The organism is Zhenhengia yiwuensis, assembly GCF_014384995.1.
Classification (GTDB): Bacteria; Bacillota; Clostridia; order Lachnospirales; family Cellulosilyticaceae; genus Zhenhengia; species Zhenhengia yiwuensis.
Window position 1 is genome coordinate 17,511 of sequence record NZ_JACRSY010000010.1, and the last position, 18,259, is coordinate 35,769.

General features: G+C 35.2%; 17 protein-coding genes. 15 read left to right on the forward strand and 2 right to left on the reverse strand.

All coding sequences use genetic code 11. The features are described from left to right. The first annotated feature begins 27 nt into the window (after positions 1 to 27). A complete protein-coding gene (aspD, locus tag H8718_RS07630) occupies positions 28 to 1,638 on the forward strand; it encodes an aspartate 4-decarboxylase (protein WP_249332474.1) in 1,611 nt (536 codons plus the stop codon). Positions 1,639 to 1,681: 43 nt separating this feature from the next. Here the strand turns inward: aspD and splB are convergent, their stop codons facing one another. After that, complete coding sequence (gene splB, locus H8718_RS07635) at positions 1,682 to 2,701, reverse strand: spore photoproduct lyase (RefSeq protein ID WP_249332475.1); 1,020 nt, start codon at positions 2,699 to 2,701, stop codon at positions 1,682 to 1,684. A gap of 117 nt (positions 2,702 to 2,818) precedes the next feature. Here splB and H8718_RS07640 point away from each other — a divergent pair, with 117 nt between their 5' ends. The 4 genes from H8718_RS07640 (at position 2,819) to H8718_RS07655 (ending at position 7,435) form a co-directional block, all read left to right on the forward strand. Next, on the forward strand, positions 2,819 to 3,982 hold the full coding sequence (locus H8718_RS07640) for an alanyl-tRNA editing protein (protein WP_249332476.1): 1,164 nt from the start codon (positions 2,819 to 2,821) through the stop codon (positions 3,980 to 3,982). Positions 3,983 to 4,029: 47 nt separating this feature from the next. Continuing rightward, complete coding sequence (locus H8718_RS07645) at positions 4,030 to 4,713, forward strand: TIGR00266 family protein (protein WP_249332477.1); 684 nt, start codon at positions 4,030 to 4,032, stop codon at positions 4,711 to 4,713. 79 nt (positions 4,714 to 4,792) lie between these two features. Then, positions 4,793 to 6,220 (forward strand): L,D-transpeptidase, encoded by a 1,428-nt coding sequence (locus H8718_RS07650; RefSeq protein WP_249332478.1) that lies wholly within the window; start codon positions 4,793 to 4,795, stop codon positions 6,218 to 6,220. A gap of 57 nt (positions 6,221 to 6,277) precedes the next feature. Further along, positions 6,278 to 7,435 carry an MFS transporter gene (locus tag H8718_RS07655; protein ID WP_249332479.1) on the forward strand — a complete coding sequence of 386 codons (1,158 nt, stop codon included), beginning with the start codon at positions 6,278 to 6,280 and terminating at the stop codon, positions 7,433 to 7,435. Between the two features lie 9 nt (positions 7,436 to 7,444). Here H8718_RS07655 and H8718_RS07660 read toward each other — a convergent pair whose 3' ends face one another. Further along, on the reverse strand, positions 7,445 to 9,202 hold the full coding sequence (locus tag H8718_RS07660) for an Rqc2 family fibronectin-binding protein (protein ID WP_249332480.1): 1,758 nt from the start codon (positions 9,200 to 9,202) through the stop codon (positions 7,445 to 7,447). Positions 9,203 to 9,309: 107 nt separating this feature from the next. On the opposite strand from H8718_RS07660, the gene H8718_RS07665 reads away from it, so the two are divergent. The 10 genes from H8718_RS07665 (at position 9,310) to rlmN (ending at position 18,258) form a co-directional block, all read left to right on the forward strand. After that, positions 9,310 to 10,188 carry a YicC/YloC family endoribonuclease gene (locus tag H8718_RS07665; protein WP_249332481.1) on the forward strand — a complete coding sequence of 293 codons (879 nt, stop codon included), beginning with the start codon at positions 9,310 to 9,312 and terminating at the stop codon, positions 10,186 to 10,188. Between the two features lie 9 nt (positions 10,189 to 10,197). Next, positions 10,198 to 10,446, forward strand: coding sequence for a DUF370 domain-containing protein (locus tag H8718_RS07670; RefSeq protein ID WP_249332482.1), 249 nt, complete (start codon positions 10,198 to 10,200; stop codon positions 10,444 to 10,446). A 24-nt stretch (positions 10,447 to 10,470) separates the two neighbouring features. Beyond that, positions 10,471 to 11,076 carry a guanylate kinase gene (gmk, locus tag H8718_RS07675; protein WP_249332483.1) on the forward strand — a complete coding sequence of 202 codons (606 nt, stop codon included), beginning with the start codon at positions 10,471 to 10,473 and terminating at the stop codon, positions 11,074 to 11,076. 13 nt (positions 11,077 to 11,089) lie between these two features. Then, complete coding sequence (gene rpoZ / locus H8718_RS07680) at positions 11,090 to 11,392, forward strand: DNA-directed RNA polymerase subunit omega (protein ID WP_177672218.1); 303 nt, start codon at positions 11,090 to 11,092, stop codon at positions 11,390 to 11,392. Positions 11,393 to 11,440: 48 nt separating this feature from the next. Continuing rightward, positions 11,441 to 13,687, forward strand: a complete 2,247-nt coding sequence (gene priA, locus H8718_RS07685) for a replication restart helicase PriA (protein ID WP_249332484.1) — start codon at positions 11,441 to 11,443, stop codon at positions 13,685 to 13,687. A 14-nt stretch (positions 13,688 to 13,701) separates the two neighbouring features. Next, the gene (def, locus tag H8718_RS07690; protein WP_177672216.1) at positions 13,702 to 14,169 is read left to right on the forward strand and encodes a peptide deformylase; all 468 of its coding nucleotides are present in this window, start codon (positions 13,702 to 13,704) and stop codon (positions 14,167 to 14,169) included. Positions 14,170 to 14,182: 13 nt separating this feature from the next. Beyond that, positions 14,183 to 15,118 (forward strand): methionyl-tRNA formyltransferase, encoded by a 936-nt coding sequence (fmt, locus tag H8718_RS07695; protein WP_177672215.1) that lies wholly within the window; start codon positions 14,183 to 14,185, stop codon positions 15,116 to 15,118. A gap of 16 nt (positions 15,119 to 15,134) precedes the next feature. Then, complete coding sequence (locus H8718_RS07700; protein ID WP_249332485.1) at positions 15,135 to 15,821, forward strand: zinc metallopeptidase; 687 nt, start codon at positions 15,135 to 15,137, stop codon at positions 15,819 to 15,821. A 77-nt stretch (positions 15,822 to 15,898) separates the two neighbouring features. Beyond that, positions 15,899 to 17,209, forward strand: a complete 1,311-nt coding sequence (gene rsmB / locus H8718_RS07705) for a 16S rRNA (cytosine(967)-C(5))-methyltransferase RsmB (RefSeq protein WP_249332486.1) — start codon at positions 15,899 to 15,901, stop codon at positions 17,207 to 17,209. A gap of 11 nt (positions 17,210 to 17,220) precedes the next feature. Beyond that, positions 17,221 to 18,258 (forward strand): 23S rRNA (adenine(2503)-C(2))-methyltransferase RlmN, encoded by a 1,038-nt coding sequence (rlmN, locus tag H8718_RS07710; RefSeq protein ID WP_177672213.1) that lies wholly within the window; start codon positions 17,221 to 17,223, stop codon positions 18,256 to 18,258. Position 18,259 lies beyond the last annotated feature (1 nt).

Sequence of the window (18,259 nt, forward strand, 5' to 3'; positions counted from 1 at the left end):
GAGCAAGTTAACTAGGAGGAGAACATCATGACTTGTCTAACTAGACGAGAAGTCGAATCCCTTTATAATAAAATAAGTGGATTTGAATTTAAAGAAATTTTAATCAGTATTGCCAAAAGTAAAAAAGAGAACAGAAAACCTATTTTAGATGCAGGAAGAGGAAATCCTAACTGGACAGCCGCCCTTCCAAGACAAGCCTTTTTTATTTTTGGACAATTTGCTGTTTTAGAAACGCAAAGAACTTGGAAAGAAGAAGATTTAGCAGGTATGCCTAAACGTAAAGGTATTGCACAACGTCTAGACCAGTTTTTAGAAACTTGCCAAGATGAAAAGGTTAGAACTTTTTTAAGTGCGTTTATAGATTATGGAGTGAAAAAATTAAATTTTGATAGGGATTTTTGGGTATATGAACTTGTTAATGGGATTATAGGTGATCATTATCCATTCCCAGATAGAAGTCTTATACATATTGAAAAAGTAGTACGCGATTACCTTTTACAAGAACTGTGCCAAGGGGTAGAGATTGAAGGGCAATTTAACATCTTCAGTGTAGAAGGTGGCGCTGCTGGGATGTGCTACTTATTTGACTCACTTGTACATAATCATCTACTTCATAAAGGTGATAAAATTGCTTTAATGACACCAATTTTTACACCATATCTAGAAATTCCTCACTTGCCAGATTATGCTTTTGAGGTCGTTTATATTAAAGCAACACCATTAGAAGTGAATGGTGTTAAGAGTATGCAATATACAAAAGAAGCATTAGAGGTCTTAAAAGACTCGTCTATTAAAGCAGTCTTTATTGTAAATCCTAATAATCCCCTTTCTATTGCTATGAGTGATGCAAGTAAAGCTGATTTTATTAAGATTGTAAAAGAAGACAGACCCGATTTAATGGTTGTAACAGATGATGTTTATAGTACATTTGTACCAGGATTCCGCTCTCTTATTGCTGATTTACCTTATAATACACTTTGTATTTATTCTTTATCTAAGTACTTTGGTGTAACGGGTTGGAGACTTGGAACAATTATGCTCCATGAAGATAATGTATTTGATGAACTTATTTGCAATCTAAATCAAGAAGACAAGGATGAACTTGAGAAACGTTATACTTCATTAGGGAGACATGCAGAAGATGTAACTTTTATTGACCGTATTGTAGCGGATAGTAGATTAGTAGCACTGAATCATACAGCTGGTCTTTCGACACCACAGCAAGTTCAGATGGCATTCTTCTGTGGATTTGCTCTATTAGATAAAGCGAATCGTTATAAAGAAATGACACGTGAAATTTGTATAAGACGTAAAAATATTCTTTACCAGGGACTTCAGCGTAATCTTGTACAGGATCCACATGATGCTTGCTATTATACAGAAATTGACTTATATGAGTGGGCTAAGGAAGAATGGGGTATGACCTATGCAACGGATATGGATAAGGCTTATAAATGTGTGGACTTCTTATATGAATTAGCACATAGTCATAATGTTATTCTGTTATCGGGAGATGGGTTTGCTTCTTCAAAATGGTCAGTTAGAGTTTCTTTAGCAAATTTAAATGATGAAGATTACTTCATTATTGGAAAAGCTATTCGTAGCATTATGAATCATTGGAAAGAAACACTCAATTAATCAATCAATTAAAAAAGCTACCGTAATTTCTACGGTAGCTTTTTTAAATAATATAAAGAATAGAGGCGTGAGGAAAGAAAGTAGTGATTTTTTCTGTAAAAAAATGTTTTAGGTCAGTTAGCGTTTCTTTTGGATAAATATATTTGCCATAGCCAAATTGTCCATATTTAAATTGTCTTGTTTCATTATCCATAGGGAGAGTGGTTTCAGGAAAAACTTGCAAAATACGATTTTTAGCTTTAGTCGTATAACGATGAGAAATCACTTCAAAGAATAAGGGTTCATTTAAATGAGAAGGCATTTTTTGGCTAAGCGAGGATAAGAGCTGGGTATATTCTTCTTGCCAGTTAGGATAAAGGAAAACAGGCGCAATAATAAACCCTAGGGGGTAGCCAGCCATAGCTAATTTTTGACTTGCTTCAATACGTTTAGCAGCCATTGCTGTACCATGCTCATAGGCATGAATGACTGTATCTGTATTCAGGCTAAAACGAATTTGAGTATGACCTTTATGGTTAAGTGATAGAAGGTGGTCTATATCTGTGTATTTAGTCACAAAGCGAAACCTTGCATGTTCTTCATGTGCAAAAAAAGTAATACAGTCCGCAAGGGCATGGGTATAGGGATCTACTGGTACAGGATCAGAAGTTGCAGCACCTTCAAAGAGTGTTACTTCAGGTAGGCGTTCATAAATATATTTTTTAGCGGCATCGAGTATTTCATCTAAATTAACATGAACTTTAACGAAAGGTTTATCGCCTAATTGGGTATTGAGATAACAGTACTCACATTGTCCCATACAACCACTCACAAGAGGAAGCTGATAGTGAGCTGAAGGTTTACAGCTTTGAAACTTTAAAGATTTTTTGATACCTACTACTAGAGTTTGTTTACCATTTTCATATTGAGAAGGAAGGTCATCTCCAGGGATAGCACTTTTAACACGGTTAGAAGAGAGCATAATAACTTCGTGATGAGCCTTGTTAAACTGCTTATAAAGAGATTGACCAAGGGGGTAATTGAGAGCGCCCTTTTCAAAAATAACTCTTTTAGGTTTAAACATAGTACACTCCTTTGATGCATAAGTTGCCATTAGTATTAACTAAGAGTTGCATTTTTATACGTAGACGTCTTTAAGGCTTTCGTTTAAAATAAGACTCATAATGAGGAGGAGAAGAAAGTGACTAAAAGATTATATTATGAAGATAGTTTTAAAAAGCATTTTACAGCTACCGTTTTAGAGTGTCAAAGAGCTCAAAACTTGTATGCTATAAAATTGGATCAAAGTGCCTTTTTTCCAGGTGGCGGTGGACAACCTGAAGATTATGGTACGATTAATGGACAAGTAGTCTATAAGCTTATTGAAGAAGGTGAAACGCTTTGCCATATGGTGGAGCATCCCTTTGAAATAGGGCAGAAAGTAGAGGGAAAGATTAATTTTAGTAGGCGTTTAGATTTTATGCAACAGCATAGTGGTGAACATATTCTTTCAGGTATTATAGAAAGGTTATATGGTTATTCTAATGTAGGTTTTCATTTAAGTGAAGAAACGGTGACAGCAGATTTTGATGGTATACTGACAGACAACCAAATACGAGAGATTGAAAAATTAGCTAATGAAGCGATTAGAGAAGATCAAGCTGTAGTTTGTAAGGTGTATACAAAGGAGCAGTTAGAGACGAAGGTTTTTCGTTCTAAAAAAGTATTTGAACATGATGTAAGGCTTGTATCTATTGGGGAAAGTGACTGTTGTGCTTGTTGCGGTGTGCATGTTAAGAGGGCAGGTCAGATAGGACTTATTAAAATCTTAAGTGCTCAAAAGCATAGAGGAGGTATGAGGCTCATGCTTAAGTGTGGGTTGCGTGCTTTAGAGGATTACGAGAACAAACTTAATCAAAATAGAGAGATTTCTAGGCTTTTATCTGTACCTATAGAAGAAGTAACAAGCGGTGTTAGAGGTTTATGGGAAGAGAAGCAGGATCTTAAACAAAAACTTTACAGCATAGAAGAAAAGTATTTTAACACTCTGATAGAAACCATATCTTCTCATGGACCTATTTGCAGAGTAGAAGAAGGGTTGACACCAGATGGACTTCGCCGTCTTATGAGCAAGTTATTCTTAAAAACATCATGGCCATGTTTCATTTTAGTACCTGAAGAAGGTGGGTTTAAATATGCATTAGGGCAACGCGATCAGACTCTATTACCTTTATGCAAGGCGCTTAATGAAGCCTTTGAGGGAAGAGGTGGCGGTAAGGACATTTGCCAAGGTAGTTTGAAAGGTGAGCTATCCGATATACAAGAAAGGTTTAAGGAGCTTGTCTTCGCTAGTCAAGGTAAATGAAGTGCGCTATAATGAATATGTATTTTTAGATAAAGGAGAGATTGAATATGGAGTATAAGATTTTTGGCAATGACTTACCAGCAGTATCTGTAAGGCTTAATGCAGGTGAGAGCCTTTATACCCAGTCAGGTGGAATGGCATGGATGGATGAAGGGATTCAGATGAGCACCAATATGAAAGGTGGTCTAATGAAAGGCATTGGACGTATGTTTTCTGGTGAGTCACTTTTTATGGCTACTTATACTTCTTCTAAGCCTAGTGCAGAAATTGTATTTGCATCTACTTTCCCAGGTAAGATTTTAGACCTTGAAGTTGATGCACGCAAAGAGTATATCTGCCAAAAAAGTGCTTTTTTATGCGGCACACAAGGCATATCGCTTGGTGTTGAGTTTACAAAACGATTTTCAGCAGGTGCTTTTGGCGGAGAAGGTTTTATTTTGCAACGTATAAGTGGGCAAGGTATTGCCTTTTTGGAAGCAGCAGGTAGTGTTGTAAGACGAGAACTCATGCCTGGTGAAGTCATTAAGGTAGATACAGGTAATGTAGTGGCTTTCGAAAGTGGCGTTCGCTATGAGGTTGAGATGGTAAAAGGCTTTAAAAATATTTTATTTGGCGGAGAAGGACTATTCCTTACAAGACTTGTAGGACCAGGAACAGTATGGCTTCAAACTATTACTATGCAGAATTTTGCAGGTCGTATCGCACCTTTTATTCCTATGTCTAGCAATTAATAAATAAAAAATAGGTTTATGGACATCCTAATATAGGATGTCTTTTTTATTTAGTTATTCTACAAAATGAGGGAAGAAGATGAAAAAAAAGGTTTCTATAATAATGATTTTTGTAATAAGCTTAAATATGTTTTTAAATCTTATAGCGGCCACTTCATTGCCAGTAGGTTTTGATGAAACTTTATCTGTAGGGCAATTGATTAAAAGTATTGATACAGTATGGTTTGGAACGCAGGCTTATCCTATTTATAAGTTATATGGAGAGCCCTTTATATCATTTGACGACCTTAAAAATATAGGTGCTGTACTTGAGCAAAATGATACAGGAGAGTACTTTATTAGAAGGGCACAATGTGAGGTAGCTGACTATGAAACACGGGATGAAGATTTTGAAGAGACTACCGCATATTTAAGTGAAAAAAAACTTTATATAGGAAATGTAAGATCTTATAGTATTCAAACACCCAAGGGATGGTTTATTCCTTTTAGAGCACTTAAAGCTCTATGGTATATTGAAGAAGATGAGGGTTATTATACGATTCGTCCTAGAACTTATGAGTATGAGCAGTATATTGCAATCGATGAAAGTGGTTTAACTAATCTATCTGACTTTACATTAACGGTAAGTTATACCCAGATATATTGGAAAGAAGATTCTTATATTGAAAAAAACTATAGGGAACAAATGATAGGCCCCCATGAGAGTATACAGGCAGATACTTTAGCAGTAGCGCAGGAAGAGCATATGATTTATCTCACTACATTTATTCAAGAAATATGTGGACTTCCATTACCTTATGCGGAGGAAGATTATGGACAGAAGCCTACTGTAATCTATGAGGCTTATACAAAAGCTAAAAGACTAAGAGTACTGGATAAAGTTTTTCCAAAGTATAAGGTAACCGCTAAGGTAAAATATCCTGCAGCGGGCTTTCAAGAAGGTGAAGAGGTAGAACTATGGCGTAGCGAAAAAGGACAGTATCATGTTCTTAAAAGAGCAGATGGAAAAAAAATAGTTGTACCTTTAGATAGTATTGATATTGTGAGTGATATGGGAAAAGGCTGGAAGCCTGCAACTACAATGGAAATTGAAGACTATGTGAACCTTAAAGATTATGAAAGTGATACTGAGTATTTAATATGGACAGATATTTACAGACAACTCACTTATGTTTTTAAGGGAGAGAAAAATAACTGGGATTTAGTTAAGAGTATGAAATGTTCTACAGGTAAGAATAAAAGTCTTACACCTACAGGAGAGTTTAAAATAGAATATAAAGTACCTTATTTTGGCATGGATAAAGGCTATAGATGTAAAAATGCCTTGGTGGTTTTTAGAGATTATATGTACCACTCTATTCTTTTTGATATAACAGGAAAATACGTCAGGTCTGGTCAATATCAACTAGGAGCTCGTGTTTCTCATGGTTGTATACGTCTATCAGAAGAAGATAGTAAATGGCTTTATACAAATATCCCAGAGTATACTAAAGTTTATATTGAATAAATAAAAATAATTGTTACAATAAAGGAGCTGAGAAATTTTAAAGGAAAGAGATAAAAAATGAATAAGAAACAACTGAATCAATTATTAGTCATTAATTTATTAACGATGACAACTTTTAATATGGCACATCCTGTAACGCCTAAGCTCATTAATGAGTTGCAGTTCCCAAGCTATATGTTTGGTGTGTTCTTTGCATTAATGGCAGTTGCTAATTATGTCATGTCTCCTATATGGGGGTCTTTATCAGATCAAAAAGGTAGAAAACGCTTTTTGATGATAGGGGTAATTGGATATGGTTTAAGCCAAGTAGGATTTGGCCTAAGTACAACTCTTTTCCCTATTTTAATTTTTAGATTATTAGGAGGCACTTTCTCTATTTGTTATATTACAAGTGCCCTTGCCTATTTAACTGATTTAACAGAGCCAAAGGAGCGTATGAAGTACTTATCTTATCATACAGCGACCCTTTCTTTAGGAACTTCTATAGGTGGGCTTTTAGGCGGGTATCTTGGTGAAACGCATTATGAATATACATTTATTGTACAAGGATTATTCTGTTTTGTACTACTAGGTATTTTTGCAATATGTTTGAAAGAGATACAACCTATTATGCATAAAGGAGATAAACTTACTGTTTATTTAGATCACCTTAAGCCTAAAAAAACGATGTTTGACTTGAAATCAAGTATAGGCATTATGATTTTAGTAATGACCTTTATTACCATTACAACAACAGCTTACAATTCAACCATTAACTATTACGTAGAGTCTGTTTTAAATATGCCAAGTACAGTAAATGGCTTAGTTATGGCTATAGGTGGTATGATTGCACTCATTATGAATGTAGGAGTTGGTCCGTATTTAGGTAAAAAATGTGATGAGTATAAAATTATCAAATCGACTACCTTTATAGCAGGTATTTTACTTGTTTTAGCAAGTGTGGTTTCTTCACCAGTACTAAGTCTTGTTTTTATTATAGGATTTATTGCTTCAAGTGCACTTGTCGTGCCTATTCAGCAAAGTATTGTTTCGAAAATCGCAAAAGAAAACTATGGAGAAGTGATGGGTGTACAAGGTTCAGCCAAAGCACTTGGTATGGTTATTGGTTCTCTAGGGTCTGGATTCATCTTTAGTTTAGGAAGCAAACTTCCTTTCTTCTTTGCAGGCTTATTTGCACTTTTAGCTTATCTGATATTAAAAAAGCTCCCAAGATAGGGAGCTTTTTTAATGGTTTTCAAGTCGTTTGACAAGGTTTTCATCTGGTGTTACATAAATGGTTTTAAAGTTTGTATAGATGACCATGCCAGGTTTAGCATTTGGAACTTTTTTAACATTTTTACGGAATGTATAATCAATAGCTACATTACTGGAATGTTTACCTTTACTGTAATAAGCCGCTAACATAGATGCCTCAATTAAGGTCATATCACTTGGATCTTCACCAGGATTTAGCTTGACAATAACGTGAGAGCCAGGTCCATCTTTAATATGCAACCAGAGATCTGTGATTTTGGCAAACTTCATGGTGAGTTCATCATTTTGATAGTTGTTTTTACCGACGTAAATGGTTTGACCATCGCTAGAAGTAAACTGCATATAGGGAATAGCATTTTTTTGTGGCTTACCTTTAGTTTGTTTACGCTTTTTTAGATAACCCATATCGACAAGTTCACGTCTTAAACCATCAATATCTTCTTGTGTCTGAAGAAAGTCTAGGGATATTAAGACGGATTGCAGATAGCTAAGGTCTTCTTCGATAGAAAGGAGCTGTTCATGAGCTGCTGATAAGGTACGTTTTGCTTTATTGTAATGTTTGAAGTACTTTTGAGCATTTTCAATCGCATTACATTTTGGGTCAAGAGGAACAGTGATATCTTCATAGTTTTCACTATAATAGTTTTGAGTTATAAAGCTGTCTGCACCTTCAGGTACTGCAAAAGAGTAAGCTGTTAAAAGTTCACCATAGATTTTATAAATTTCTGCATCTTGGCTTTCTTCAATAGCTTTTTCTTGAATAGCTTTTTTCCTTACACCACGATCAATAAAAGTAAGAATCATCTTTTTAATATCTGCTGTTTTTTGAGAGACTACAGATTTAGAAGATTGCTCATAATAATAGAATTCTAATAACTCAGACAGTGTAGAATAAGTTTTAGCATGGGTATATTCTGTAGATAGAGGAAAACTATAAAATTCTAAAGGATGGTCCTCATGATCCACAAATAAAGTAGGGCTATAAGCCTTAGCATGTACTTTTTCCATTAGATTTGAAAGTGCTGTAAAGAGTCTATGCAGTGCTTTATCATCAAGATTTTCTACAAGGGTAGCACTTTCAATACCAGCTTCATGGCAAAGAGCATGTCCAAGAAGTGGACTTATACCAGCATAAACTGTATAAAGGGCCTTAAAAGTTGGTAGGCTTTGGGCTTTGATATGAGTTATAAAACTATCTAGATGAAGCGCAGAAGGATTAAGTTTTACTTGATTATTAGGGTAGAAGTAAGTGCGTCCAGGTAATACTTCACGCATACTACTTTGTGCACTTGAGATATGTTTGATACTATCAATAATCGTTCCATCTGCTTTAGTTAAAATAATATTGCTGTGACGCCCCATCATTTCAATAATGAGCTTTTTATTTTCACGATCTCCTAGTTCATTAGTTGCTTCAATTTCCATTTCTACAATACGGTCATAATGAGGTTGGGTAATACTCATAATGCGTCCACTAGAAAGGTGTTTGCGTAGTAACATACAGAACATAGGAGGAGTCTGAGAACTGTTTTTTACACGTGTTGTAAAATGAATACGTGGATAGTTACTATTTGCTGTTAAGAAAAGTTTATAAGCATCTTTTTGGTTACGAACAGAAAGGAGTAGTTCATCCTTTTCTGGCTGATATATTTTATCAATACGCCCACCTATGAGCGCATCACTTAATTCTGATACGATATTTGAGATGACAATACCATCTAATGCCATAAGTCGCACCTCCTTTATTTAATACACGGAGTATAGCATAATTTTTTTGAAAATAAAAGTAAGCTGTGCTATAATATAGAACGATTAAAGTGCAAAGGGGTAACCGTATGATAAAAAGTATGACAGGATACGGCAGATATGAGATTGAAGAAAAAGAGCGCAAGGTGAATGTGGAGATAAGCACAGTGAATCATAGATACTGTGATCTTTCTATTCGCATGCCAAAAGCACTGACGCATTTAGAAGATGAGATTCGTAAATGTATTAAACAATTTATTGCACGTGGGAAAGTAGAAGTAAGCATTTATATAACAAGCATGTCAGCAGATGATGTAGAAGTTGTTGTCAATGAGCCAGCCTGCACAGCTTATATAGAAGCTTTAAGAAAGATAGGCGCAAAACTGGGATTAAATGACAATATAGGTATGGCAGAAGTCATGCGCTTAAATGATGTGATTACAATCCAGAAGAAACAGGCAGATTTAGAAGTCATATGGCCTATGATTGATCAGGCACTTAGACAGGCACTTACTCAGCTTGTAGCCATGAGAGAAAAAGAAGGCATGATACTGAAAAAAGACTTACTGGAGAAAGCAGATAACATGCTTCGCCTTGTAGGTGAACTGGAGCATTTAAGTGTAGAAGTTGTCAATACCTATAAACTAAAATTAGAAGAACGTATAAGTAGACTTTTAGAGGAAATTCCAGTCGATGAGACGCGTCTTGCTATGGAGGTAGCCCTTTTTGCAGATAGAGCGGCTATTGATGAAGAGCTTACGAGACTAAAAAGTCATGTAGGACAGTTAAAAATGATTTTAGAAGAAGAGAGTTCTATTGGACGTAAACTAGACTTTTTAATGCAAGAGATGAACCGTGAAGCGAATACTATTGCTTCAAAAGCAGGTGACTATACTATTACTTCTTATGCAGTAGAATTAAAGAGTGAGATAGAGAAAATCCGCGAGCAAATTCAAAATATAGAGTAGGGGATGACAATGAGTAAATTTATAAATATTGGATATGGCAATATTGTAGGCATAGACCGTATTGTGGCCATTGTAGCACCTGAGTCTGCACCTATTAAAAGGCTGATTGCAGATGCTAGGGATACTCAGAAGCTCATTGATGCCACACAGGGAAGGAAAACAAGGGGCGTAATCATTACAGATAGCAACCATATCATTTTATCTGCCCTACAACCTGAGACTATGGCTAGCCGCTCAACTACTTGTCTAAAAGAATAATATTTCTATTTTAAGGAGATAATTATGCAAAGTGAAGGACTTAAACTGATTCTTTCAGGACCATCTGGTTCAGGGAAAGGAACTATTGTAAAAGAGCTGATTAAAGAGGAGAATTTTGTTGTTTCTATTTCAGCGACAACACGTAAACCACGTGTAGGCGAAGAGCATGGCAAACATTATTTCTTTAAAACAACTGAAGAATTTGAAGAGATGATTGCAAAAGAAGAGCTTTTAGAGTATGCTAATTTCTGTAATAATTATTATGGTACACCAAAAGCATTTATTAATGAAACGATTAAAAGTGGAAAAGACATTATTTTAGAAATTGAAGTACAAGGTGCTATGCAGGCTAAAAGTGCTTATCCAGATGCTATACTTATTTTTATCATGCCACCTACATTTGAAGAACTTCAAAGTAGGCTTATTGGACGTGGGACAGAAAGTAATGATGTGATTGAGGCGCGTCTAAATAGAGCAAGAGAAGAATTACTAGCATTTAAAGAATATGACTATATTGTCATTAATGACAACTTAGAAGATGCTGTTACAGATATTAAACAAATTGTACAAGCTGAAAAACTAAGAAGTTATAGATATAAATCTTACATTGAGCAAATGCTCTCAAATTAAAGGAGGAACCACCATGTTACAACCATCTTATACTCAACTTATGGAAAAACTTAATGAGGACGCTTCAGAGAAAGTCGTTACAAGCCGTTACTCTATTATTATTGCAGCAGCAAGACGTGCAAGGCAAATCATTGATATTGTAAATGAAGAAGCAAATAGCAAAAATGCAGACAAAGATACACCAATTGATCCAATTCGTATCAAAGAAGCAGCAGAGCTTAATGAAAAATTAAAATACAAAAAATCAACTTCAATTGCTGTAGATGAACTTTACGCTGGTAAGATCAAAATCAAAGAACAAGCTGTGACAGAATAAACAAGTGCTCGCACTTGTTTATTCTTTATGTAGAAGAAGGAGCGTCATATGTATGCTCAGGTGATTATTAATTTCGCTAAGACACAAGAAATAGATCGCTTATTTACCTATAGTGTACCTTACACGCTACTTCCTAAGGTTCAAATAGGAAGCCGTGTGAAGGTACCTTTTGGTCAGGGGAATCATACACAGATAGGCTATGTTATCCATCTTTCAAGTAACCCACCTGAAGAGCATTATAGAATTAAACCTATTGTTAGTCTATTTGATGAAATACCGGTTTTTAATGAGGAGCAGATTGAAATAGCTAAGTTTCTCGTGAACTATTATGGATGCAGCTTTGCTATGGCTTTAGAAGTTATGCTTCCACCAGGTATGAGTAAGAAACCTTATAGTTCTTTTGAAGAAGCTGAAACTTATATCACACTAAATATAAAACCTGAAGTTTTAAAAAGTTATATAGCAAGTAAGGCACATATGAAAAGCTTTAATAAGCAGAGAGCTATTCTTATGTTGTTCTTAATACAGGCTTCTATTTCTTTAGAAGACCTGAAAAAAAGTAATGAAGTCAGCCCTTCTAGTTTAAGTACACTCATTAAAAATGGTATCTTAAGAAAAGAAGAAAAGTTCATAGGCTTTAGAAAAGATCCTATTCACTATGACTACTTTAAAAAACTTAACTTAGAACAGACTTATGCTAAAGACCAGCTTTTAGCTGCTATAGGTGCCAACAGATATGAAGGTGTCCTTTTACAAGGTATTACAGGTAGCGGAAAAACAGAGGTCTTTCTTTATGCTATTTGTAAAGTGCTTGAAGAAGGTGGTAGTGCTATTGTACTTGTGCCAGAGATTGCCCTTACAAGGCAGACTTTAATGCGTTTTAAAGAACGTTTTGGTAACGTAGTAGCTCTTACACATAGTCGTATGAATCAGACTGAAAGGTTAAGGCTTTATGAACAGGTGCGTAAAGGGCAGATAAAAGTAGTCATTGGCCCGCGAAGTGCAGTTTTTATGCCTATGCAAAACTTAAAGCTTATTGTAGTAGATGAAGAACATGAAACAACTTATAAGTCTGAGACTACTCCTAAATACCATGCTATAGATGTAGCACGTATGCGTATGATAAGGAATAGTGGTGTGCTTATTTTAGCTTCTGCTACACCAAGTCTTGAAAGTTATTATGAAATGAAGCGAGATAGACTTAAACTTATCGAACTGACGCAGCGTGTAGGTAATGCTACTTTACCAGAGATAGAAATTGTAGATATGCGTAAAGAACTCAAAAATGGGAATATGCAGATTATGAGTCATACGCTCCATGAAGCTATAGAACGTACAGTGAGAGCTGGCAATCAGGTTATGTTACTTCTAAATCGTAGAGGACATTCTACTTTTGTTAATTGTAGAAGCTGTGGTTTTGTGGTGAAATGTAAGCATTGTGATATTGCTATGACTTATCATAGACAATCTAGTAGTTTAGAATGTCATTACTGTGGACTAAAGGAGCCTATTCCATCTATGTGTCCTGCTTGTGGAAGTAAACACATTCGTTTTTTTGGAAGTGGGACAGAAAAGGTTGAAGAATACCTTAATAAACACTTTAAGCCGTATGGTATTGGACGAATGGACTTTGATACCACTACAGGTAAAGAAGGGCATAATAAAGTTCTAGAAGCGTTCCAAAACCATGAGTTTAATATTCTGGTAGGGACACAGATGATTGCAAAAGGACATGATTTTAAAGATGTAACCCTTGTGGGTATTATTGCAGCAGATCAAGCTCTTTATATACAGGATTTTAGAAGTGAAGAGCGTACTTATCAGCTTATTACTCAGGCATTAGGTAGGGCAGGAAGAGGCGATAAAAAAGGTGAGGTAGTTATTCAAACTTATAATCCAGAGCATTTTGTGTTAGAAAAGATTAAGTTTAGACAGCAGCAAGCTTTTTATGAAGAAGAGCTTAAAATTAGAAAAATGCTGGGTTACCCGCCGTATACACATCTTTTTTCACTTACTGTATTAGGTAGAAATGAAAAAGAAGTCATCCAAATGGTGCATACGTTAAAGTATTATTATGAATACTACAATAAAAAAGGACTTTTTCGTATTGTAGGTCCATCTGCAGCAGCTATTAGCAGAATTGCAGATGAATATAGATGGCAACTTATTTTAGTAGGTGAAGATAGAGAAAAACTTTTACTGTATGGTAAATATTGTTTAAATAAGTTTATTAATCGAGAAAATACTGGTACAATAAAAATAAATTGGGATATAGACCCTATCAGTATGTTTTAAATAAGGAGGCTATTATGGCAACACGTACAATACGTATAGAGAGTGATCCGATTCTTAGAAAAGTTTCTAAAGAAGTTACAAAATTTGATGAAAGTTTATGGGCCTTACTTGAAGATATGGCGCAGACTATGTATGAGGCTGATGGCGTAGGTCTTGCAGCACCACAAATTGGCCTGTTAAAACGTATCTTCGTTATTGATATTGGTGAAGGACTTGTTGAGTTTATTAATCCACAAGTTGTTTTAGAAGATGGTGAACAATTTGGTGAAGAAGGGTGCTTAAGTGTACCTAAGAAATATGGTCCAGTAAGACGCCCTAATCGTGTAAGAATGCGTGCTCAAAACAGAATGGGTGAATGGTTCGAAATAGAGGGTGAAGAACTTATGGCACGTGCTATGCTTCATGAAAATGATCATCTAGATGGAAAGCTTTTTGTAGACTTTGTAGAAGGCGAACTCGTTCAACTATCAGATGAGGAATAATGAGGAGGCACATATGAATGTTATATTTATGGGAACACCAGATTTTGCAGTTCCTACATTACAGATGTTAATAGACGAAGGTCATACCATTAGTGCAGTCGTTACACAACCAGATAGACCAAAGGGAAGAGGCAATAAAGTACTTATGCCACCAGTTAAAGAGCTTGCTCTTAAGCATGGGATAGAAGTTCTTCAACCTGAACGTGTAAAAGGTAATGAAGAATTTTTAATGCACATAAAAGCTTTAAATCCAGATGTTATGGTTGTAGTAGCATATGGAAAGATTTTACCTGAAAGTGTACTTGAAGTACCAAAACTCGGATGTATTAATATTCATGGTTCACTTTTACCAAAATACAGAGGTGCAGCACCTATTCAGTGGAGTGTATTAAATGGTGAAGCTGTAACAGGTGTTACCATCATGTATATGGATAAAGGTATGGATACAGGTGATATGCTCTATAAAAAAGAAATGGTACTTGCTGAAGATGAAACCTATGCATCTCTTCATGATAAGATGAAAGATGTAGGGGCAGCTGCTTTAAAAGAAGCTTGGCCTCTTATTGTAAGTGGTGGTAAGGAGCGTATCAAACAAAATGAAGAAGAAGCAACTTATGCACCACCTATTCAAAAGGCCTTAGGTGAAATTCAGTGGGAAAAGTCAAACCATGAAATTGATGCTTTAGTTAGGGGGCTTAATCCGTGGCCAGCTGCTTATACTTACTATGATGGACAAATGATGAAAGTTTGGAACGTATCAACTGGCGTAGGACAAACAGAATATGAACCAGGTACAATTATAGAAGTTGATAAAGCGGGTATTCATGTACAAACAGGAAATGGGATCTTAATTATTAAGGAGATACAAGCACCTAATAAAAAGCGTATGCCTGTATCAGAATATATTAAAGGAAACACCATTGAACCAGGCAAATTATTAGGTGACTAAGACAGGAGCTGATAAAATGATGATTGATTCTTCCTATTGGATCTTATTCATTGTTGTTTCCATTTTACCTATTTGGGCAAGTTTGAAACTACAAAATACGTTTAATAAGTATTCTCGTGTAAGAAGTTTATCAGGTTATACAGGAGAGGAAGCGGCAAGACGTATTTTAATGATTAACCACTTAGGGCATATAGGTATTAAGCCTGTAAGGGGCTCTATGACAGATCATTATAATCCTATACAAAAAGAAATAGGTCTATCTCAAACTGTATACAGTTTAAACTCTATTGCAGCAGTCAGTGTAGCAGCGCATGAGGTGGGTCATGTGCTTCAAGAAGCAGATCATTATAATGCGCTTACATTAAGGCATAAACTTTTGCCTGTTACAAGATTTGCAGATAGTGCAGCCATTCCAATGGTATTTTTAGGAGCGATTACTTCTTTCCAAGGATTAGCGTGGATTGGTATTATCTTATTTAGTTTTACAACACTATTTAGTCTTGTCACATTACCAGTAGAATTTAATGCCTCAAAACGTGCTATAGTAGCACTTTCTCAAAGTGGTATTTTATCAGATGAAGAGCTAGATGGAGCAAAAGAGGTTCTTAATGCAGCAGCCTTAACTTATGTAGCAGGTGCAGCTGTATCTATGATGATGCTTTTAAGACTTATTCTAATCTATGGTGGACAAAATAGAGATTAAGACAAACATACTAAAAGACGCTTTTAAAGCGTCTTTTATACTATAAAATAAAGAGTAATACAAGCGAGGAATATAAAATGGAGCAAAAAACAGTACGTGAGAAAGTTGCACAGATTTTAACAGACATTGAAAAAGATGATACTTATTTACAACTTGCACTAAAAAAAGAACTCGATACATTAGAGGTTAAAGATAAAGGCTTTGCTAATGAGCTCATTTACGGTACTATAAAATGGCGTTTAAGATTGGATTATGTATTAGACCAATTTTCTAAAACGCCTGTAAAAAAGATGAAACCTTTTATACGACAACTCATGCGTATGAGTGTTTATCAAATTTTGTTTTTAGACAAAGTACCAGCATCGGCAGCTATTAATGAAGCTGTTAAAATTATGCATAAGCGTAAGATGAGTAATTTATCAGGATTTGTAAATGGTGTTCTTAGAAATATAGATAGAAATAAATCAGAGATTACTTATCCTAATTTAAGTGTTTATTATTCTATTCCTGAATGGATAATAACAAGATGGATGAAGTATTATGGAGAAATGGAGACAAAAGCTATTTGTGAAAGTCTTTCACAGCGTGCACGTGTATGTATTAGAATTAATAACCTTAAAACAACAAAAGATAAAGTTAAAGCTTTGTTATCGGAAGAAGGGATTACAGTATTAGAGGAGGGATTCCTCCCAGAAAGTCTCTATATTCATGCTCCTAATGGTATTCACCATAGTCCATCTTTTAAAGCAGGGCTATGGACAGTTCAAGATGAAAGTGCTATGTTAGTAGGGCATGTATTAGGACCTGAAAAAGGTGATGAAATTTTAGATGTATGTAGTGCCCCAGGAGGTAAGACAGTCCATCTAGCAGAGCTTATGCAAAATGAAGGACATATTATAGGTGCAGATGTTCATGAGCATAAAATAGAATTAATTGAGAAAAATGCTAAAAGGTTAGGCGCATCTATTGTAGAAGGCAAACTTCAAGATGGTATGTTAATCAATGAAGATTGGAAAGAAAAATTTGATAAAATTTTACTAGATGCACCATGTTCAGGACTTGGTATTATAAAAAGAAAACCAGATATTCGTTATGCTAAAGATGAGACGGCGATTCGTGATATTAACAACATTCAGCGTAAGCTTTTAAAAAATGCTATAAATTATCTAAAAAAGGATGGTATTTTGGTTTATAGTACATGTACATTGACACAAGAAGAAAATCAAAATATGGTAGAGTATGCATTGTCTTTAGGACTTCAATTAGATGCCATTCCTTATGATATGCCAGCATGTTTAAAACCTTATATAAAAGACAATGCTTATATTGAAATCTTACCACACGTGACCGATACAGATGGATTCTTTATGGCGCGATTTAGAAAATAAGGAGTAACACAATGAACGATATTATTAGTATGAATTTAATAGAGCTTGAACAGATCGTAATGGATCTTGGGCAAAGTAAATTTAGAGCCAAGCAGCTTTTTGATTGGCTTCATAAAAAGTTAGTATGGAATTATGACGAAATGACAAATCTTCCTATCTCCTTTAGAGAACAACTTAAAGAACTTTATCCCCTTACAGAAATGCGTATTATAGAAAAATATACTTCTCAAATAGATGGGACAATAAAGTACTTGTTTGAATTGTCTGATTCCCATATAATAGAAAGTGTTTTAATGCGTTACAAGCATGGAAATTCTATTTGTATTTCTTCACAAGTAGGGTGTCGTATGGGATGTAAGTTCTGTGCTTCAACACTCGAAGGTCTTATAAGAAGCCTCAAAGTATCAGAAATGCTAGGACAGATTTATAAAGTACAACAAGATACGGGAGAACGGATTTCTAATATTGTTATTATGGGAAGTGGAGAGCCACTCGAATATTTAAATATTACAACGAAATTTGTGGAACTTATTAACCATGAATTAGGTCAAAATATAGGACAACGTCATATTACTGTATCTACTTGTGGACTTGTGCCAAGTATTTATGAACTTGCAGATAAGGGATTCCAAATTACCCTTGCTATCTCACTTCATGCGACGACAGACGAAAAAAGGAGAGAAGTTATGCCTATCGCACGTCGTTACAGCATTGAAGAAATATTAAAAGCTTGTCAGCACTATATTAATAAGACTGGAAGACGTATTACATTTGAATATTCGCTTATTGCTGATAAAAATGATACAATAGAGGATGCAACAAGACTCGCTAAACTATTAAAAGGGATGCTTGCGCATGTTAATCTGATACCTGTTAATCCAATTGAAGAGCGTGATTATGAGGCGGCAACACATAATAGAGTAGAAGATTTTGCTAAAGTATTAAAATCTTATAATATAGAGACCACTGTGCGCCGTACACTAGGAGCAGATATAGATGCTGCTTGTGGTCAGTTAAGGCGTAGGTATCTCGAAAAAAGAGGTGAATAGC